This is a genomic window from Rhodobacter sp. 24-YEA-8 (genome assembly GCF_900105075.1).
Lineage (GTDB): Bacteria > Pseudomonadota > Alphaproteobacteria > Rhodobacterales > Rhodobacteraceae > Pseudogemmobacter.
Window position 1 is genome coordinate 162,705 of record NZ_FNSK01000005.1, and the last position, 15,779, is coordinate 178,483.

The window sequence follows — 15,779 nt, forward strand, 5'->3', positions numbered from 1 at the left end:
CGAAGAAAAACCAGAACCACAGACCCCGGGAGGACGCCACGATGAAGAAAATCCTGAACCAGGCCGCGCATTACGTTGATGAGATGCTTGAGGGCATGATCCTCGCCCATCCGGACATCTATGCCCAGCCGTCGCGCCGGGTGGTGGCGCGGGCGCGCGGCGCGGCCGAGGGCCAGGTCGGCATCGTCTCGGGGGGGGGCTCGGGCCATCTGCCGGTTTTCACCGGCTATGTCGGCGAGGGGTTTCTTTCAGCCTGCGCGGTCGGGGATGTCTTCGCCAGCCCTTCAGCGGAACAGATGGCCGAGGCGATCCGGCTTGCCGATCGCGGCAAAGGCGTGCTCTGCCTCTACGGCAATTATGGTGGCGATGTGATGAATTTCGACATGGCCTGCGAGATGGTCGATCTGGAGAATGACATTTCCACATCGACCGTTCTTCTGACCGATGACGTGGTTTCGGCCCCGAGGAGCGAGGCTGCAAAGCGCCGTGGTGTCGGAGGCATGGTTTTCGCCTTCAAGATCGCCGGAGCCGCTGCGGATGAAGGGCTTGACCTCGCAGGCGTGACCGCCGCTGCACAAAAGGCCGCCGACAATCTCGTGTCGATCGGCATGGCGCTGACGCCCTGCATCATTCCGCAGCATGGCAAACCCACTTTCGAGCTGGGCGAGAATGAGATGGAAATGGGCATGGGCATTCATGGCGAGCGCGGCATTTACCGCTCGGCCATCAAAACCGCCGACGAGATCGCCGATGAGATGCTGGACCAGCTGGTTTCTGATCAGCCGCTTGAAGCGGGGGCGCGCATCGCGCTTCTGGTCAATTCGCTGGGTGCGACCCCGCAGGAGGAGCTTTACATCCTTTACCGCCGTCTCAGTGCCAGGCTTGACGCTCTTGGCGTGACTGTAGCCGGGCTGCTGATCGGGCGTTACGCCACCTCGATGGAGATGACGGGCATGACACTGACGGTACTTAAACTGGACGCGGATCTGGAGCGCTGGCTGAAGGCGCCGGCGCATTGTGCCTTCTGGAGCGTCGCATGATTACGGTTGCCGATCTGAAAGCGGGGCTGGAGCGGGTGGCAGCCTATACCGCCGGCTTTTCGGATGAGCTTTGCCGCGCTGATGGCGAACTTGGTGACGGCGATCTGGGGATCACCGTCACCAATGGCTTTGCCGAGGCGGCGCGGATTGATCTCCCGGCTGATTTCGGCCTCGCCCTTCTGGAAGTGGCAAAGGCCTTTCAGCGGGTGTCGTCCTCTTCCTATGGCACGCTGATTGCAACTGGATTTATGTCGGCAGCGAAAGAGCTGAAAGGCTCTGACAGCCTTGATCCCGCCCGGATTGCGGACCTCGTCGGAGGGGGACGGGACGCGATGATGGCGCGCGGTAAGGGCAATCTGGGTGACAAGACGGTGCTGGACAGTCTCGACGCAGTGGCGAGCTCGCTAGTGGGGGTGCCACCTGAGCAGATGGCGCGCGTCGCAGCAACCAGCGCAGGCGAGGTCGTCGAAGCTTTTCGGTCCCGGCCCTGTCTTCTCGGCCGGGCCCGGATGTTTGGAGAGCGTTCTGTCGGACTTCCCGATCCCGGCCAGCTGGCGTTTCAGCGGATCCTAGAAGGCTTGCATCCCGCTTAGGCCCGGGGCGCAGCACCCTGCGCGGCGGCCGGTTTCGTGGGCGTTCGATTGTACTGGTATAGCGCGGGTTGAGCTGGCGCGGTTGCGGATGCCCTCTCCACGGGTCGCTGAGACGCTCTGGGGCAAGGTCGTCAGCATGCAGTCTGCTCCGGATCCGACAAATCCTGAGGGCTGTCCACTCGGTCTCCGGCGACAGGGGCGGCGCGATTGAATCGGGCTTTTCGCAATCTGACGTGGCCTGTTGCGCCTGGACCGGCACCGGCGTTTTCGACGGCCAGGAGCCGGTAGCCGCACTGTATGCCATCTCAAACCTTTACCCGGGCTCGATCCACCTGGTGGCGCGGGCTGGCTCGGGGGGCAATGCGGTCGCTGACCTCAGCGGTAGGAAGGTTTCGCTGACCGGCCCAGAGGCCGGGGCTGTGTTGAAAGACTATGGTTTCTTTGCGCCGAACACCATTCCGGCAGGCACCTGTCAGGGTGTTGATCAGGACGTGGCAACGCTGGCGGTGGGCTCGCTCTGGATCACCAGGGCCCTCTGGAGTAAGAACTCACGGGGTTTCAGGATGCGGGTCACGCCAAAGGCAAGGAAATCGTGCCGGTTCATGCGCTGGATGGCGTTGGCATTCCGCTGCATCCGGGCGCCGAAAGGTTCTGCCGCGAGGCAGGGCCCGAGATCCCCGCCGCTGAGTGAGCTGTGCTGAAGGATGAAACCGTGGGCGGAGTGGTGAAAGCCCCGCCCCCTCTGCACACGGCGCCCCGACCTTTCGGCTTTTCGTCTTTCCGTGCCAACCTCCAGAACAGAAAGTGTTCCGATGAGCGATCCGCAAAGACAAGGGGCGGCAGTGCCCCGCGACATCCGGCCTGATGAGGCAGAAGCCTGCGCGCTGGAAGAGAAGTTCAACCCCGAAATGCGGTTCCGCGAGCCGGGGAAATTCGCAGGCGGCCTGGCGGCCCGGATGGGGTTTGGCCAGCTGTTCATTGATGCCGCCACGTTTTATTGCCGGGCGCTATGCCGGCGGGTCGGCGAAGGTCGCGGTGCTCTCATCGGCGATGATGCGAACGATTACCGGCTCGTCGATTGCAAATGCGGTCACAACCGGTGCGCTGACCATTCCCACGTTGGTGCGGGACGGCTATCAGCGCCACTTTGCCGCCGCCTTCCTGAGGATCGAATTCCTCGGCATCCCCTATACCCATATCATGATCGCGGCACTGGTGTCGGCCTTCATGCACCTTTTCGGTGTGCTGACGAACGGCAATACGCCTTACCTTGCCGCCTTCTGGGGCATCACCTTCTGCATCATCATCGGCCTCGTCAATCCGCGCGACCGGATGACGATTGGCGATGTCTTTTCGGCCTTTGTGGTCGCCGCGAAATATGCGCTGGCGGCAGGGGCGGCGGCAGCCACGGTCGGGATCATGACACCCGAGGGCCTGACGCTGCTGTTGGCGCTCTTGCTGACCGCAATCGTCTGTATCCTGATGGGGACCGGCGGCCCCACCACGGCGGCTTTCCCGGACTATCTGACCGACCGTCTTTACATGTGGGAGCGCTGGCGTCTCGCGATTGCCGCCGTCTTGCTGGTCGCCCCCGAGATCGTCACCACCATCATCGGCACGGCGATCTTCCTGCCGATCTTCCTGCGCCCGCTGTTCCGCCGGCACTGCGGCAGGCTGCCTTCCTGAGGCGTCAGGGGCACAGCCCCGAACCTGTCATCCCTCCCGCAGGCGGATCGCAAGGCGTTTCCGGGTGGAATTTCGGGGAAGGCTATCGTCAGTGAGCGCGCCCATCAGGGCGGGCGTCACGCCGCATGAGAAATCTGTCACAGGCGTGACTGTTCCGGGCAGATCGGGTCCAGTTTTGCGATGCGGGCAACCTTTAGCAGGTTAACGCTATGCAAGCGAAGAAGAAGAGAACATGGTTCCGGGACCTCAGGTGGCTGGCGCCCGGATCCGGCCCTATAGTCATCGCCTTCACCGGGGCAGCCAGAAACTTTGCGTCCCCGCCCATCTCATATTCTGCCGCAAGGGAGTTGATGAAATATGGATCTGCGTCAGCTTAGATATTTCGTCGCCGTCGCGGAGGAGCTGCATTTCCGCAATGCAGCGCAAAAGCTGCATATCTCGCAGCCGCCCTTGTCCCAGCAGATCCGCCAGCTTGAGGACTATGTCGGGCAGGCGCTGTTCAACCGTGACACCAAAGGGGTCAGGCTGACCCCGGCAGGGCGCCGGCTCCTTCCCCATGCGCGGCGCGCGCTTAAGGCAGCCGAGATCGCTTTCGGGGCCGTGCAGCGGGCCGAGGGAGAGACGCTCCGCCTCGGCTTTGTCAGCTCGTCCTCGGTGCTGCTGCCGGCGATCCTGAAAGGGTTCCGCGAGGCCTGGCCCGAAACCGAGCTTCGTCTGACCGAGGCGAATTCGGTGCGCCAGGGCGAGATGTTGCTGGAAGGCGAACTGGATGTCGCCCTGATCCGGGGCCCCTGGCGCGCGCCGGGCTTTGTGACGGAAGAAGTGTCGGTTGACCGTCTCGTCCTTGTGCTGGCCGAGGATCATCCCCGGGTCGGAGATCCGACGCTGCGGCTGGCAGATTTGGCCGTCGAACCTTTTGTGTTCTTTTCCCGCGATATCGGACCGGGCTATTTCGATGCCGTCATGGGGGCCTGCATGACCGCCGGTTTCTCGCCCGAAGTGTCGCAGGTCGTGGGCTCCACCCTGACGATGGTCGCGCTGGTTTCGGCCGGTTGCGGCTACAGCCTCGTTCCGGAAAGCGTGGCCGCCGTGACGAGGGGGGTCGCTGTCCTGTGCCCACCGGATCTGACGGCCGTCAGCACGCTGCACGCGGTCTTTCCTGAGACAGCGGCCAGCAGCCCGGCCGTCATGTCGATCATGGATGCGATCCGCGATCAGGCGTCAGGCCGGGCCCTTGCCCGCCCAGGTTCCGTCAGTGCCGGAAAACCTCCGGGCGGAAGCCCCGGCAGGGCGGCCCCGACCCATGCCGCAAAACTGCCGGCAGGGATTATCTGATCAGGGCCGGCTCCTCCCCTGGCGCTATTGATACGAAATATCTATCAACAAAGTCGTAATAAGTATTTGAGCGAACCGGCTGACCCTTTATGCTTGAGGAGAACCGGCGCGCCTGCCTGAGGGGTGCCAGAGGTAATAGCCTTAGCGGAGCCTATGTCATGGAGCAGCTGCCTGTCGATAGTCTGATCCGCAACGGCTTTGTCATCACCATGGATACCGGGCGGCGCTGCCTGCCCAACGGGGCGATCGCGATCAGTGGCGGGCGTATCGTTGATGTCGGCCCAGAGGCGGAGCTCCTTGCCCGCTACCGCGCGGATCAGGTGATCGACGCCAAGGGCGGCACGGTTCATCCCGGCTTCATCGACACCCATGTGCATTTCATGAACACGGCCCGGGGCGCGCTGCCGGATACGCTGGAAACCGGCACGATGATGAATGTGCTGCGCCGGTGGTGGGATCTCTCTGATCTTGCCGATGAGCGCGCGGCGACCATGCTCAACTGCCTCGAAATGCTCTCGAATGGCACGACCTGCTTTCTTGAGGCCGGAACCCTGAAATATGCCGATGCCGCCGCCGAAGCTGCCGCTGAGCTTGGCATCAGGGGCTTTATCGGGGATCCGTTCCTGTGGGATCTGCCGATCAGCGATGGCGTATACGACATGTCGCGGGCCGCGCGCGATCTTGACCGCAGCCTTGGTCTGCTGGGTGGCCAGCTGAAGCGCAATACGGCTGAGAAGGAGCCGCTGATCCGCGGCTGTGTCGTGGTTTTCGGGCTGGGTTCGGCCTCGGACGAGCTGCTTCTGGCCGCAAAGTCGGTGGCGGATGCAAATGGCGCGATCCTGACCATGCATCAGTCCTTTGACCACCATGATGCCGGGGCCGATGCCGCGCGTCTGGGGAAACGGGCGATCTGCCATTATGCCGATCACGGTTTGCTGGGCGAGAACATGACGTTCAGCCATATGAATGACCTCGATCCCGATGAGGCGAAGCTGGCGGCAGAAGCCGGGGTGACGGCGGTCTGGTGCCCGGTGACCTCGATGAACCTCGGGGCGCAGGCGGCAAAACATGCGAGGCATCTCGAGCTGCGGCGCCACGGCGCCAATGTCTCGCTGGCCAGCGACGGTGTTGCCTCCGGCTGCCGCTATGATGTGGGGTTTCAGGGGCTTGTGGCGCTTCTGGGCACCCGCGCCAAGGGCGATGGCCAGCAGATGACCGCGATGGATGTGCTGGAACTGGCCACCATCGGCGGCGCGAAAGCGGTGGGAATGGCAGCCGATCTCGGCTCGCTGGAGCCGGGAAAATACGCCGATATCGTCATCCGCAGCACCGATCTGCCCGAGGCCCATCCCTGGTCTGACCCGGTGCAGTCACTGGTCTATAATTGCGGTTCGAAATCGGTCGACAGGGTGATCGTCAACGGCGTCCTCGTCTGGGCGGACGGTCATCCGCAGCTGGTTGATGCCGCGAAAGCCTATGACGAGGCGCGGCGCTCGCATCTGCGGATGCTGGAACGCCTCGATATGAAACCGCGATGGCAGCCGGACCGGCCGCAGAGCAACGGCCTCACCTGAGGAAACTCCAGAATGTACAAACTCTATTACGCGCCGGGACTTGCGAGTCTCGCGCCCCATTTTGTGCTGAACGAAATCGGCGCGCCTTATGAGCTGATCCTCGTCGACCGCAAGAAGGGCGAGCATCAAAGCGCGGATTATCTGGCGCTGAACCCGAACGGAAGAATTCCGACGCTGGTCGATGGCGATCTGACGCTGTTCGAGGCGGCGGCGATCTGCCTGCATCTGGCGGACCGTCATCCCGATTCCGGATTGATTGCTGCGCCCGGCAGCCGCGAACGCGCCCTGACCTATCAGTGGCTGACCTTTCTGACCAACACGGTCCAGGTGGATTTCTGGCAGTATTACCGCCCCGAATTCTACGTGTCGCCCGAAGACGAGCCTGCCTATCGGGCGCGGATGGAGGAGCATCTTCTGCGCCATCTGGCCGTGCTGGATACGGCCTTGCAGGGGCGGCGCGCGCTTGCCGGTGAACAGCCTTCCATTGCCGATTTCTACCTGCTGCTCCTCGGGCGCTGGTGCCGCCTGCTGTCAAAGCCGACCCGCAGCTTCCCCGATCTCGCCCGCCATCTCGACAGCCTGGTCGAACGGCCGGCGGTACAGCGCAGTTTCCAGGCGGAATCCATCACCGCCCCTTTCTTCTGACATCTCCACTCCCTGACCCGACCCCCGATCACTGACCGACGAGGCAACCATGTCCGAACTCACCCCTCCGAAACGCCGCATCCTGATCGACGGATTGCAGGCCGATGAATGCGATGTCGAGGTTTTCCAGGAATGGAACCGGGGCGGATTGTCCTGTGTTCACACCACCTGCATGAACTACACCTTCGACAACACACGTGACGCGCTGTCCGCCCTTTCGCGCTGGCGGCGTGCCTTCCGGCACCATCCCGATTTGATCGAGCAGGCCCGGACCGCCGATGACATCACCCGGATCGCCGAAAGCGGCCGCACCGCCGTCATCCTCGGATTTCAGAACACCCTGCCGCTGGAAGATGACCTGGCGCTGGTCGAGATCTTCTATGATCTGGGCATCCGTTGCCTGCAGATGAGCTATAATCACCAGGGTCTTGCGGGTTCGGGCTGCCTGGAGCCAAATGACAGCGGGCTGTCGCTTTACGGCAAGAAGATCATTTCCGAGATGAACCGCCTCGGCATGATCGTCGATGTGTCGCATTGCGGGTTGCGCACCACGCTGGACAGTATCGAGCATTCGAGCCAGCCGATCGCCGTCACCCATTCCAACCCGTCCAGCTTCGGCACGAAATACGGCCATAAATTCGAGCTGACCCACCGGCTGAAATCCGATGATGTGCTGAAGAAGGTTGCCGAAACCGGCGGCATGTTCGGGATGGTGCTGTTCCCCGCGATGCTTCCCGGCGGGATCGACTGCAAGCTGGAGACCTTCGTCGATATGGTGGAACACGCTGCCTCTGTGGTGGGCCACAAATCGCTGGGGCTTGGCACTGATTTCGTCTGGCGTCGTCCGCTGTCTTATATCCGCCAGGTCCGCACCGGTCGCTCGACCTATGACTGGGCGCCGGTGGTGCCGCCGGTCTGGCCGGAATGGATGCGCACGCCCGCCGACCTGCCGCGCCTCGCCGATGAACTTGCGCGCCGCAAATGGACCGAGGAGCAGATCGACGATTTCCTCGGCCAGAACTGGCTGGATTACTATCGCCGGATCCTCGGCTGATTTCCCCTCATACCGAAAACAGGACAGAAACCCATGTTAAACCGACGTTCTCTCCTCGCCGCTCTCGGCTCGGGCACCGCGCTGGCCCTGATCGGCGCACGCAGTGCCCTGGCCGATGGGAAAGTGGTCAATTTCATCAGCTGGGGCGGCACCACCCAGGCCGCCCAGGAAGAGGCATGGATCGGCCCCTTCACCGAGGCGACCGGGATCAAAGTCGCCCCGGGTGGCCCCTCGGATTACGGCAAGCTGCAGGCGATGGTCGAGGCCGGCAACGTCACCTGGGACGTGGTCGATGTCGAGCATGACTTCGGCGTCTATGCCGGCAATGCGGGCCTGCTGGAGAAGCTGGATTTCTCGATCATTGACCGCGATTCCCATGATCCGCGCTTCGTGACCGATTACACCATTGGCAGCTATGTCTCGACCCATGTGCTCGGCTTTGTCAAAGGCAGCTTTGACGCCGATCCCGCAGGCTGGGCGGATCTTTTCGATCTCGAGAAATTCCCGGGCAAACGCGCCTATTACAAATGGGTCGGACCGGGCCTTCTGGAGGTGCCGCTGCTGGCAGATGGCGTGAAGCCCGAGGATCTCTATCCCCTCGATCTGGACCGCGCATTCAAAAAACTTGACCAGATCAAATCGCAGATCGTCTGGTACAGCAGCGGCGCGGAATCGCAGCAGCTGGTCGCCTCGGGCGAGACCAGGATCGGGATGCTCTGGAGCGGGCGCCTCTGGTCGCTGATCCAGGACGGGCTGGATATCGGCATTTCCTGGGATCAGAATCTGGTCGCGGCCGATGTGCTGGTCGTGCCCAAAGGCACGCCGAACAAAGAGGCGGCGATGCGTTTCCTTGCCTATGCGGGCAGCGCAGAAGGCCAGGCCCGTATGGCCAATCTCTCGGCCTATGGCCCGACCAATCCCGGCGCGATCCCTGAGCTGGCGGCAGAGATCCTGCCCTATCAGCCCAGCGAACATGCAGCACAGAATGTGCCGCTGGACATCGCCTGGTGGGCCGCAAATCGCGACGCAATCAGCGCGCGCTGGTATGAGTGGCAGGCGGGCTGATCCGTCATGAGGGGAAAAACAGATGCAGACAGGCCCTGACAAGACCCGCTCCGTGCTGCTGACAGGCCCTGCCCCACGGAGCCGGAGCGCGGGGCTGCGCACTAGGCTTGAGGGAGCGACCGCGACCCTTGCGGGTCCGGCGCTGCTGCTGGTTCTGTTTTTCTTCATCCTGCCGGTCGCGCTGCTGCTGGCCAGAAGCATTCTCGAGCCCGAAGCCGGGCTCGGGAATTATGCCGAATTGCTGCAATCCGGGGCCTATCGCACGGTCTTGCTCAACACATTCTCCATCGCATCGGTGGTGACCGTGGTGACGGTGCTGATCGGCTTTCCCGTCGCCTGGCTGATCGCGGTGTCAAACCGGTTCTGGGGTATGGCGCTGCTGGGACTGATCTTCATTTCAATGTGGACCAGCCTGCTGACGCGCAGCTTTGCCTGGCTGATCCTGTTGCAGTCCAATGGGGTGATCAACCGGATGCTGAAAGGGCTTGGCCTCATTTCGGAGCCGCTGAGCCTTGTCAACAATATGACCGGGGTCGTGATCGGGATGACCTATATCCTGCTGCCTTTCGTGATCTTTCCCCTGCTCAGCACGATGCGGGCGATCGAGCCGGGCCTGTTGCGGGCCGCCGCGCTTTGCGGCGCAAACCGATGGCAGTGCTTCTTGCATGTCTTCCTGCCGGCCTGCGCGCCGGGGATCGCGGCAGGCGCCCTGATGGTCTTTGTCATGTCGCTGGGCTATTTCATCACGCCCGTCATGCTGGGTGGCAGTTCAACCATGATGCTGGCCGAGCTGATCGTGCATCTGGTGCAATCCCTGCTACGTTGGGGTCTGGGTGCGGCGGCGGCCTTTATCCTCTTTGCCATCACGCTTGCGGCCTATGCCCTGCAGCTGCGGCTGTTCGACCCGCTGCGTTCCGCAAAGGGAGGCAGCTGATGTTACTGGATTTCCGTCATCTCGGTGCCATCCGCTGGGTGCTGATCGGGATCGGCCTGCTGGTGGCCGCATTTCTGCTGCTGCCGGTCGTTTTCATCGTGCTTTTGTCCTTCGGATCGTCCCGCTGGCTGATCTTCCCGCCGCCGGGATGGACGCTGAAATGGTATGAGGCGTTTTTCGCCGATCCCGGCTGGTTTGCGGCCCTCGGTGCCAGCCTGCGGGTGGGCCTTGCGGCGGCGGTGATTGCGGTGGTCTTCGGGCTGGGCGCAGCCCTTGCAATGAGCCGCGGCAGGCTGCGCGGGGCCTGGTGGCTGCATATGCTGCTTTTGATGCCGATGGTGCTGCCGGTGGTCGTTCTGGCCGTCGGGATCTATTCCCTCGCGCTGCGGGTCGGGCTGAATGACACATTCATCGGCTTTGTGCTGTCCCATGCCATCGTGGCTCTGCCCTTCACGGTGATCATCCTTGTGAACGGGCTGAACAGCTTTGACCCCGCGCTTGAGGATGCCGCCGTCCTGTGCGGCGCCAGCCGCTGGCGGGCGCGGCTGCATGTGACCTTTCCTGCCATTCGTCTCAGCATCATCACAGCGGTGATCTTCGCCTTCCTGATTTCCTGGGACGAGATCGTCATCTCGATCTTCATGGCGGGGCCCAACCTGCAAACCCTGCCGGTCAAGCTCTGGACCACCCTGCGCCAGGATCTGACTCCGGTGATCGCGGTGGCCTCTACGATGGTGCTGGCCTTTTCACTGATCCTGCTGCTGATCGCGGCAATCCTTACGCGGAGGGGCAGATGACAGCCTGGCTTTCAATCGACGCGCTCAGCAAATCTTTTGGCCAAAGCATCGCCGTGCGCGATGTCAGCCTGGAGATCGGACGCGGCGAATTCGTCACCTTTCTGGGCCCGTCCGGTTCGGGCAAATCGACGCTGCTCTATATGATCGCAGGGCTTGAAACACCCAGCACCGGGGATATCCGGCTTGCCGGTGACTCGCTGCTGCCGGTGGCGCCGAACCTGCGCAATATCGGCATGGTCTTTCAGAGATACACCCTGATCCCGCATCTGACCGTGGCCGAAAACATCGCCTTCCCGATGAAGATGCGCAAATGGGACCGGCAGCGGCAAAAGCGGCGGCTCCAGGAGATGCTGGCGCTTGTGCGGCTTGAGGAGTTTGCGGGCCGCAGGCCGGATTCCCTCTCGGGCGGGCAGCAGCAAAGGGTCGCCCTTGCGCGCGCGCTGGCCTACGAGCCGGAGATGCTCCTGATGGACGAACCGCTGGCCGCGCTGGATCAGAGCCTGAAACTGGATCTGCAGCGCGAGATCAGACGGATCCATGACAGCACCGGCGCGACGATCCTTTACGTCACCCATGATCAGGAAGAGGCGATGCGGCTTTCTGATCGCATCGCGGTCTTTCACAATGGCACGGTCGAACAGTTCGCGACGCCAGGAGAGGTCTACCAGAAGCCAGGCACCGCCTTTGTCGCGGGTTTTGTCGGGCATTCGAACCTTCTGCCGGCAGAGATGTTCGCCGAAGGCCGCCCCGTCGACGCCTTTGCGGGTGCGGATTCCGCAGGAACGCCGGGTCTGCAGCCCGGCAAAGGCGCGGCCCTGTTCCGGCCCGAGGATTTCACCGTTCTCCGCCGCGAGCCCGGATCAGCTGCCCTGTCCGGCACCATTGCCGACATCGCGTTCCTGGGGCCGGTCGTCGAATTTCTGGTCCGCCTCGCATCCGGAGCCCAGATTCTGGTGAGGCAGGCGCCCGACCTGTCCCCGGATCTGCGTCCGGGAGAACAGGTGTCCCTCTGCATCCTGCGGCAACCCTGGATTCTGCCCTGAGCTGTCAGGGCCACTGCCGGAACCGGCAGGGCCAGATGACGCATCACAAGAGTATGGAGGCCCGATTTGAACGTCCTGGTCGTTTTCGATCACCCGCGCCGGAATTCGTTCTGCGGCGCAGTTCTGGACCGCTTTGTCGACGGACTGCAGGAGGCAGGGCACAAGGCCGAAATCGCCGATCTGCGCGCGGAAGGCTTTGATCCGCGCCTGGGCGTGGAAGATGAGCCTGATCGTGATGCGCCCGGCAAAATCTACAGCCCCGCCGTTCTGGCCGAACAGGCGCGCGTCACGAGAAACGACGCGCTCGCCTTTGTGTTTCCGGTCTGGTGGTGGTCGCTGCCAGCCACAAGCAAGGGCTGGATCGACCGGGTCTGGAACCGTGACTGGGCCTATGGCGCGCGCAAACTGACGCATAACAAGGCCCTGCTGATCGGCCTCGCCTCAGCCGATGCCGGGCAATATGCGAAGCGCAGCTATGACAGCGCGATGCAGACACAGCTGGTGCAGGGCGTCCTCAATTATTGCGGCATAGAGGAAGCCTCTCTGGAGCTTCTGCATGGCAGTACAGGGTCAGAAAGCGGCCGCTCCGGCCTGCTGGACCGGGCAGCGATGCTCGGCCGGACATTCTGAAGCCTATACCGACAAGGGCCCGGCGCGTGTGGCAGATGCGTGGCGCGGGCCGCCTGCACGCTGTTAAATGCGCTGACCGCTGGCGAACTGCTGCGCCGCCCAGTCGATGAGCACTCGCACCCTCGGCGACAGCTGTCGGTTGCTGGGATAAAGAAGCGAAACCGGCATGGGCGGCGGCAAGTTGGCGGGCAGCACCTCGACCAGCTCGCCCGCATCCATTGCGGCCTGCGCATGGTAACGCGGCACCTGGATCAGTCCGAGGCCCAGCCTCGCGGCGTCGACATAGCTTTCGGCGGCATTGACGGTAAGCGTTGTCGGCAGGATCACCTCGCGCACCTTGCCGCCAACCGAGAATTCCAGCGGCAGCACCCTTCCGGTGGCCGTCGAATGAAATCCGACCATGCGATGGCCGGTGCCAAGCGCGTCGAGATCAGCGGGATTGCCGGACCTGGCAAGATAATCCGGTGAGGCAAGGGTAACCTCTGCCAGGCTGGCAAGTCGGCGCACGATCATTTCGCTGTCCTGCGGCTGACCGACACGCAGCACACAATCGATCCCCTCGCGCACAAGATCTGCCAGCCGGTCGCCCTCGCTCATGTAAAGCGCGATCCCGGGATAGCGCTCCAGAAACTGCGGCAGGGCGGGCAGAATGAAATGGCGCGCCAATGTGCCATGCACATCCACACGCAGCGGCCCCGCTGGCGTGGCGCCGGCAAAAGCCCCTTCGGCATTCTCGACATCGGCAAGGATAGTGATGCAGCGCCGGTAATATGCCTCCCCGTCGAGGGTCGGCCGCACGCTGCGCGTCGTGCGCTGAAGCAGCCGCGTGCCGAGCCGGTCTTCCATATGCCGGATCACCTGGGTCGCGGTAGAGCGTGGAATGTCGAGATCAAAGGCCGCCTGGGTGAAGCTCCGTCTTTCGACGACCCGCGTGAAGAGCCGCATCGCATCCAGTCGGTCCATGGTCTCTGCTCTGTTTCTCAGGCCGGGAGCTGCGAAACCCGGCCCGCTTTTGTTCGTATCAATGGAATAGTGATGCCAGAACATAAGTAATTATCCGCATCATGGAAAGGCGCATATTCCCTGCAATCCGGCGCATCGGCGCTGAACACAGGAGAAATGATATGACTGACAGCAATAAGGTCGCCCTTGTCACCGGCGCGTCTCGCGGCATCGGCGCGGCCATCGCCCGTCGCCTTGCCGCCGACGGCTACAGCGTCGTCATCAATTACGCAGGCTCGGTCGGGCCGGCCGAAGAGCTTGCAGCCGCCATCGAAATGGCGGGCGGCAGGGCCCTCACCGCCCAGGCCGATGTCAGTGATGCCCGGGCCGTCACCCGTTTGTTCGACACTGTCGAGGCCGCCTTCGGGGGGATTGATGTTCTCGTCAACAATGCCGGAATCATGAAGCTGGCCCCGATCGGCCAGAGCGAAGACGCGCTGATCGACAGCCAGATCGATATCAACCTGAAAGGCACGATCCACACCCTGCGCGAGGCGGCAAAACGCCTGCGCGACGGGGGGCGCATCGTGAATTTCTCGACCAGCGTGGTGGGGTTGAAACTCGAAACCTACGGCATTTATGCCGCCACCAAAGCCGCAGTCGAGACGCTGACCGGCATTCTGGCCAAGGAATTGCGGGGCCGCTCGATCACCGTCAATGCAGTCGCGCCCGGGCCGACCGCGACCGCGCTGTTCCTCGATGGCAAGACGCCCGAGCTTGTCGGGCATCTGGCAAAGATGAACCCGCTAGAACGGCTCGGCAGCCCCGAAGACATCGCGGCGGTGGTTGCCTTCCTCGTCGGCCCCGATGGTGGCTGGGTCAACGGCCAGGTGCTGCGCGCCAATGGCGGCATGATCTGACAGGGCCCATCCCGGGCCCTGGATCTGGTCGAGGCAATAGTGGCGACTGTCACCGGCAGACAGCGCCATCTTTTTTGCGTCTGTTCGATCTGCCGGCCACCGGCTGCGCGGTCACGATGACGTAAAGTGGCGTCAAGAGGTAGCGGCCGTCACGGGACCAGATCCGGTCGAAATGCTCGACAAGCCACGCGCTGGTTGCACCGAAATTTTCCCTTCCGGCCTCGTTGACCGGCAGCCCGAAAGCTCTCGCAGGCGTCAGGCAGCAGAACTCGCTTTCGACGCCGTCCTGCAGATCGATCCGACCCGGCAACCGGCCGATCTGCGTTTGAAAGATATGGGGTGTCGGCGTGGTGCCATGCGGCTTTTTCTACTGGTTCTTATGCCAGAGCAGGGCGGTTCTTCAGCAAGGCCTGCACCCTCTGCAAGGCCGTATGCACCCCTATCAGAACAGGTCTTCAATTTCCGCTTTGTTGCCCAGCGAGCGGGCCGCAATCTGAATCTCCAGGTCATGGCGACCAGGATCGACCGCAGCTTCGTCGGTTTCCCGGCCGTTTCGATGGTGGAAATCGTCGCCTGTCGCAGGCTGGCCAGCACGAGGTCTGTTAGAGAGGAGAATATGCTGAAGCGTATAAAACGTGAATAAACGCCAGGATGCATATACGTAAAGTATACGCCATAGGGCGCAACCGTCTGACGGTGATCTCATGCCCGTTCAGCACGCCCTACATTGACAGCGGCGTGCAGAAGGCGCGCCCGGCCTGCCAGGCCCGAACATTCACATCTGCCATTAGCTTACCGGCCTTGGTTCACGTCTTCAGGGGCCATCCGGGTTGCGGCCCCGCTTGCATCTCACCACATCAGCGCAACGGGACTGCGGCCACTTTGCTCTTGTAATCTTCCTTTGGGTCGGCGCCGAACAGCGCTCTGAAACCTGCGAGGATCGAGGAGGCGTTCTCCCAGATCTGCGCACCTTCCGGATCCAGGCGCAGAAGGCGCAGGTTCGGGTCATCCTTGCCGTCGAACCAGGCTGCAATCATGCTGTTCCAGAGGCGATCAACCACCAGCGGATCAGTGTCGATGGTCACTTTGCCATGAATCGTCGCAAAGAGATCATGGCCTTTTGAGACAAAGGCCGCCACTGCGCGCCCGCCGCCTGCGGTCACGATCTCATTGTCGGTGCTGGTGAAAAACCAGATCGGGCCCCGATCCTCGTTCTCAAGGATTGCGGTCATGGGCCGGGTATGGCCATCATCCTTGCCGGCAAGGCCCAGCATAAGCAAACGGTCCGAGCGCAGGGCGGTCCAGAGTCTGGTCTCCAGTTCAGCGGCTGTCGACATAACGTCCTCCTGTTGCTGTCGGGGTCTGAACCGGCGAAAGACCGATCTGTTCCCGCCCCTCCGGCCCTGATGTGCAACATTTGCGCGATAAGCAGGTTTATGCCGTCAGAGGCGCGCAGTGGCGCAGATGGCACGGGAATGATACCCAGGGCGCGCGTAACAGTTGACAGGCTGGCCCTGCACT

The 15,779-nt window shown here is 62.6% G+C and carries 17 protein-coding genes; 15 read left to right on the forward strand and 2 right to left on the reverse strand.

Annotation, left to right across the window (positions count from 1 at the left end; genetic code table 11):
* Positions 1-41 precede the first annotated feature (41 nt).
* From BLW25_RS22285 to BLW25_RS22345, 13 genes are all read left to right on the forward strand, one after another.
* Positions 42-1,040 (forward strand): dihydroxyacetone kinase subunit DhaK, encoded by a 999-nt coding sequence (locus tag BLW25_RS22285; RefSeq protein WP_092904276.1) that lies wholly within the window; start codon positions 42-44, stop codon positions 1,038-1,040.
* Entirely contained in the window at positions 1,037-1,633 is a 597-nt protein-coding gene (locus tag BLW25_RS22290; protein ID WP_092904278.1) for a dihydroxyacetone kinase subunit L, read from the forward strand. The genes BLW25_RS22285 and BLW25_RS22290 overlap by 4 nt, the downstream gene beginning before the upstream one ends.
* A 233-nt stretch (positions 1,634-1,866) precedes the next feature.
* Complete coding sequence (locus tag BLW25_RS22295; protein WP_253188623.1) at positions 1,867-2,334, forward strand: TAXI family TRAP transporter solute-binding subunit; 468 nt, start codon at positions 1,867-1,869, stop codon at positions 2,332-2,334.
* A 280-nt stretch (positions 2,335-2,614) separates the two neighbouring features.
* Positions 2,615-3,319, forward strand: coding sequence for a TRAP transporter large permease subunit (locus BLW25_RS22300; RefSeq protein WP_216279489.1), 705 nt, complete (start codon positions 2,615-2,617; stop codon positions 3,317-3,319).
* A 357-nt stretch (positions 3,320-3,676) separates the two neighbouring features.
* On the forward strand, positions 3,677-4,654 hold the full coding sequence (locus BLW25_RS22305; RefSeq protein ID WP_092904280.1) for a LysR family transcriptional regulator: 978 nt from the start codon (positions 3,677-3,679) through the stop codon (positions 4,652-4,654).
* A gap of 158 nt (positions 4,655-4,812) precedes the next feature.
* The gene (locus BLW25_RS22310; protein WP_171909717.1) at positions 4,813-6,228 is read left to right on the forward strand and encodes an amidohydrolase family protein; all 1,416 of its coding nucleotides are present in this window, start codon (positions 4,813-4,815) and stop codon (positions 6,226-6,228) included.
* A gap of 12 nt (positions 6,229-6,240) precedes the next feature.
* Positions 6,241-6,873: a glutathione S-transferase family protein gene (locus BLW25_RS22315; RefSeq protein ID WP_092904284.1), complete on the forward strand. Its 633-nt coding sequence runs from the start codon at positions 6,241-6,243 to the stop codon at positions 6,871-6,873.
* A 49-nt stretch (positions 6,874-6,922) separates the two neighbouring features.
* Positions 6,923-7,927: a membrane dipeptidase gene (locus tag BLW25_RS22320; protein ID WP_092904286.1), complete on the forward strand. Its 1,005-nt coding sequence runs from the start codon at positions 6,923-6,925 to the stop codon at positions 7,925-7,927.
* A gap of 33 nt (positions 7,928-7,960) precedes the next feature.
* Positions 7,961-8,992 (forward strand): ABC transporter substrate-binding protein, encoded by a 1,032-nt coding sequence (locus BLW25_RS22325; RefSeq protein ID WP_092904288.1) that lies wholly within the window; start codon positions 7,961-7,963, stop codon positions 8,990-8,992.
* Between the two features lie 22 nt (positions 8,993-9,014).
* Positions 9,015-9,926, forward strand: a complete 912-nt coding sequence (locus tag BLW25_RS22330) for an ABC transporter permease (protein WP_092904290.1) — start codon at positions 9,015-9,017, stop codon at positions 9,924-9,926.
* Complete coding sequence (locus BLW25_RS22335) at positions 9,926-10,723, forward strand: ABC transporter permease (RefSeq protein WP_092904292.1); 798 nt, start codon at positions 9,926-9,928, stop codon at positions 10,721-10,723. The genes BLW25_RS22330 and BLW25_RS22335 overlap by 1 nt, the downstream gene beginning before the upstream one ends.
* Complete coding sequence (locus BLW25_RS22340; RefSeq protein WP_092904294.1) at positions 10,720-11,766, forward strand: ABC transporter ATP-binding protein; 1,047 nt, start codon at positions 10,720-10,722, stop codon at positions 11,764-11,766. Before BLW25_RS22335 ends, BLW25_RS22340 begins: the two co-directional genes overlap by 4 nt.
* Positions 11,767-11,832: 66 nt before the next feature.
* Positions 11,833-12,396, forward strand: coding sequence for an NAD(P)H oxidoreductase (locus tag BLW25_RS22345; protein ID WP_171909718.1), 564 nt, complete (start codon positions 11,833-11,835; stop codon positions 12,394-12,396).
* A gap of 63 nt (positions 12,397-12,459) precedes the next feature.
* On the opposite strand, the gene BLW25_RS22350 is transcribed toward BLW25_RS22345, so the two are convergent.
* Positions 12,460-13,359 carry a LysR family transcriptional regulator gene (locus BLW25_RS22350; RefSeq protein WP_092904448.1) on the reverse strand — a complete coding sequence of 300 codons (900 nt, stop codon included), beginning with the start codon at positions 13,357-13,359 and terminating at the stop codon, positions 12,460-12,462.
* A gap of 161 nt (positions 13,360-13,520) precedes the next feature.
* Here BLW25_RS22350 and BLW25_RS22355 point away from each other — a divergent pair, with 161 nt between their 5' ends.
* Positions 13,521-14,258 carry an SDR family oxidoreductase gene (locus BLW25_RS22355; protein WP_092904298.1) on the forward strand — a complete coding sequence of 246 codons (738 nt, stop codon included), beginning with the start codon at positions 13,521-13,523 and terminating at the stop codon, positions 14,256-14,258.
* Between the two features lie 172 nt (positions 14,259-14,430).
* Complete coding sequence (locus tag BLW25_RS24565; RefSeq protein ID WP_171909719.1) at positions 14,431-14,901, forward strand: hypothetical protein; 471 nt, start codon at positions 14,431-14,433, stop codon at positions 14,899-14,901.
* A gap of 214 nt (positions 14,902-15,115) precedes the next feature.
* Here BLW25_RS24565 and BLW25_RS22365 read toward each other — a convergent pair whose 3' ends face one another.
* Entirely contained in the window at positions 15,116-15,595 is a 480-nt protein-coding gene (locus BLW25_RS22365) for a pyridoxamine 5'-phosphate oxidase family protein (RefSeq protein ID WP_092904302.1), read from the reverse strand.
* Positions 15,596-15,779 lie beyond the last annotated feature (184 nt).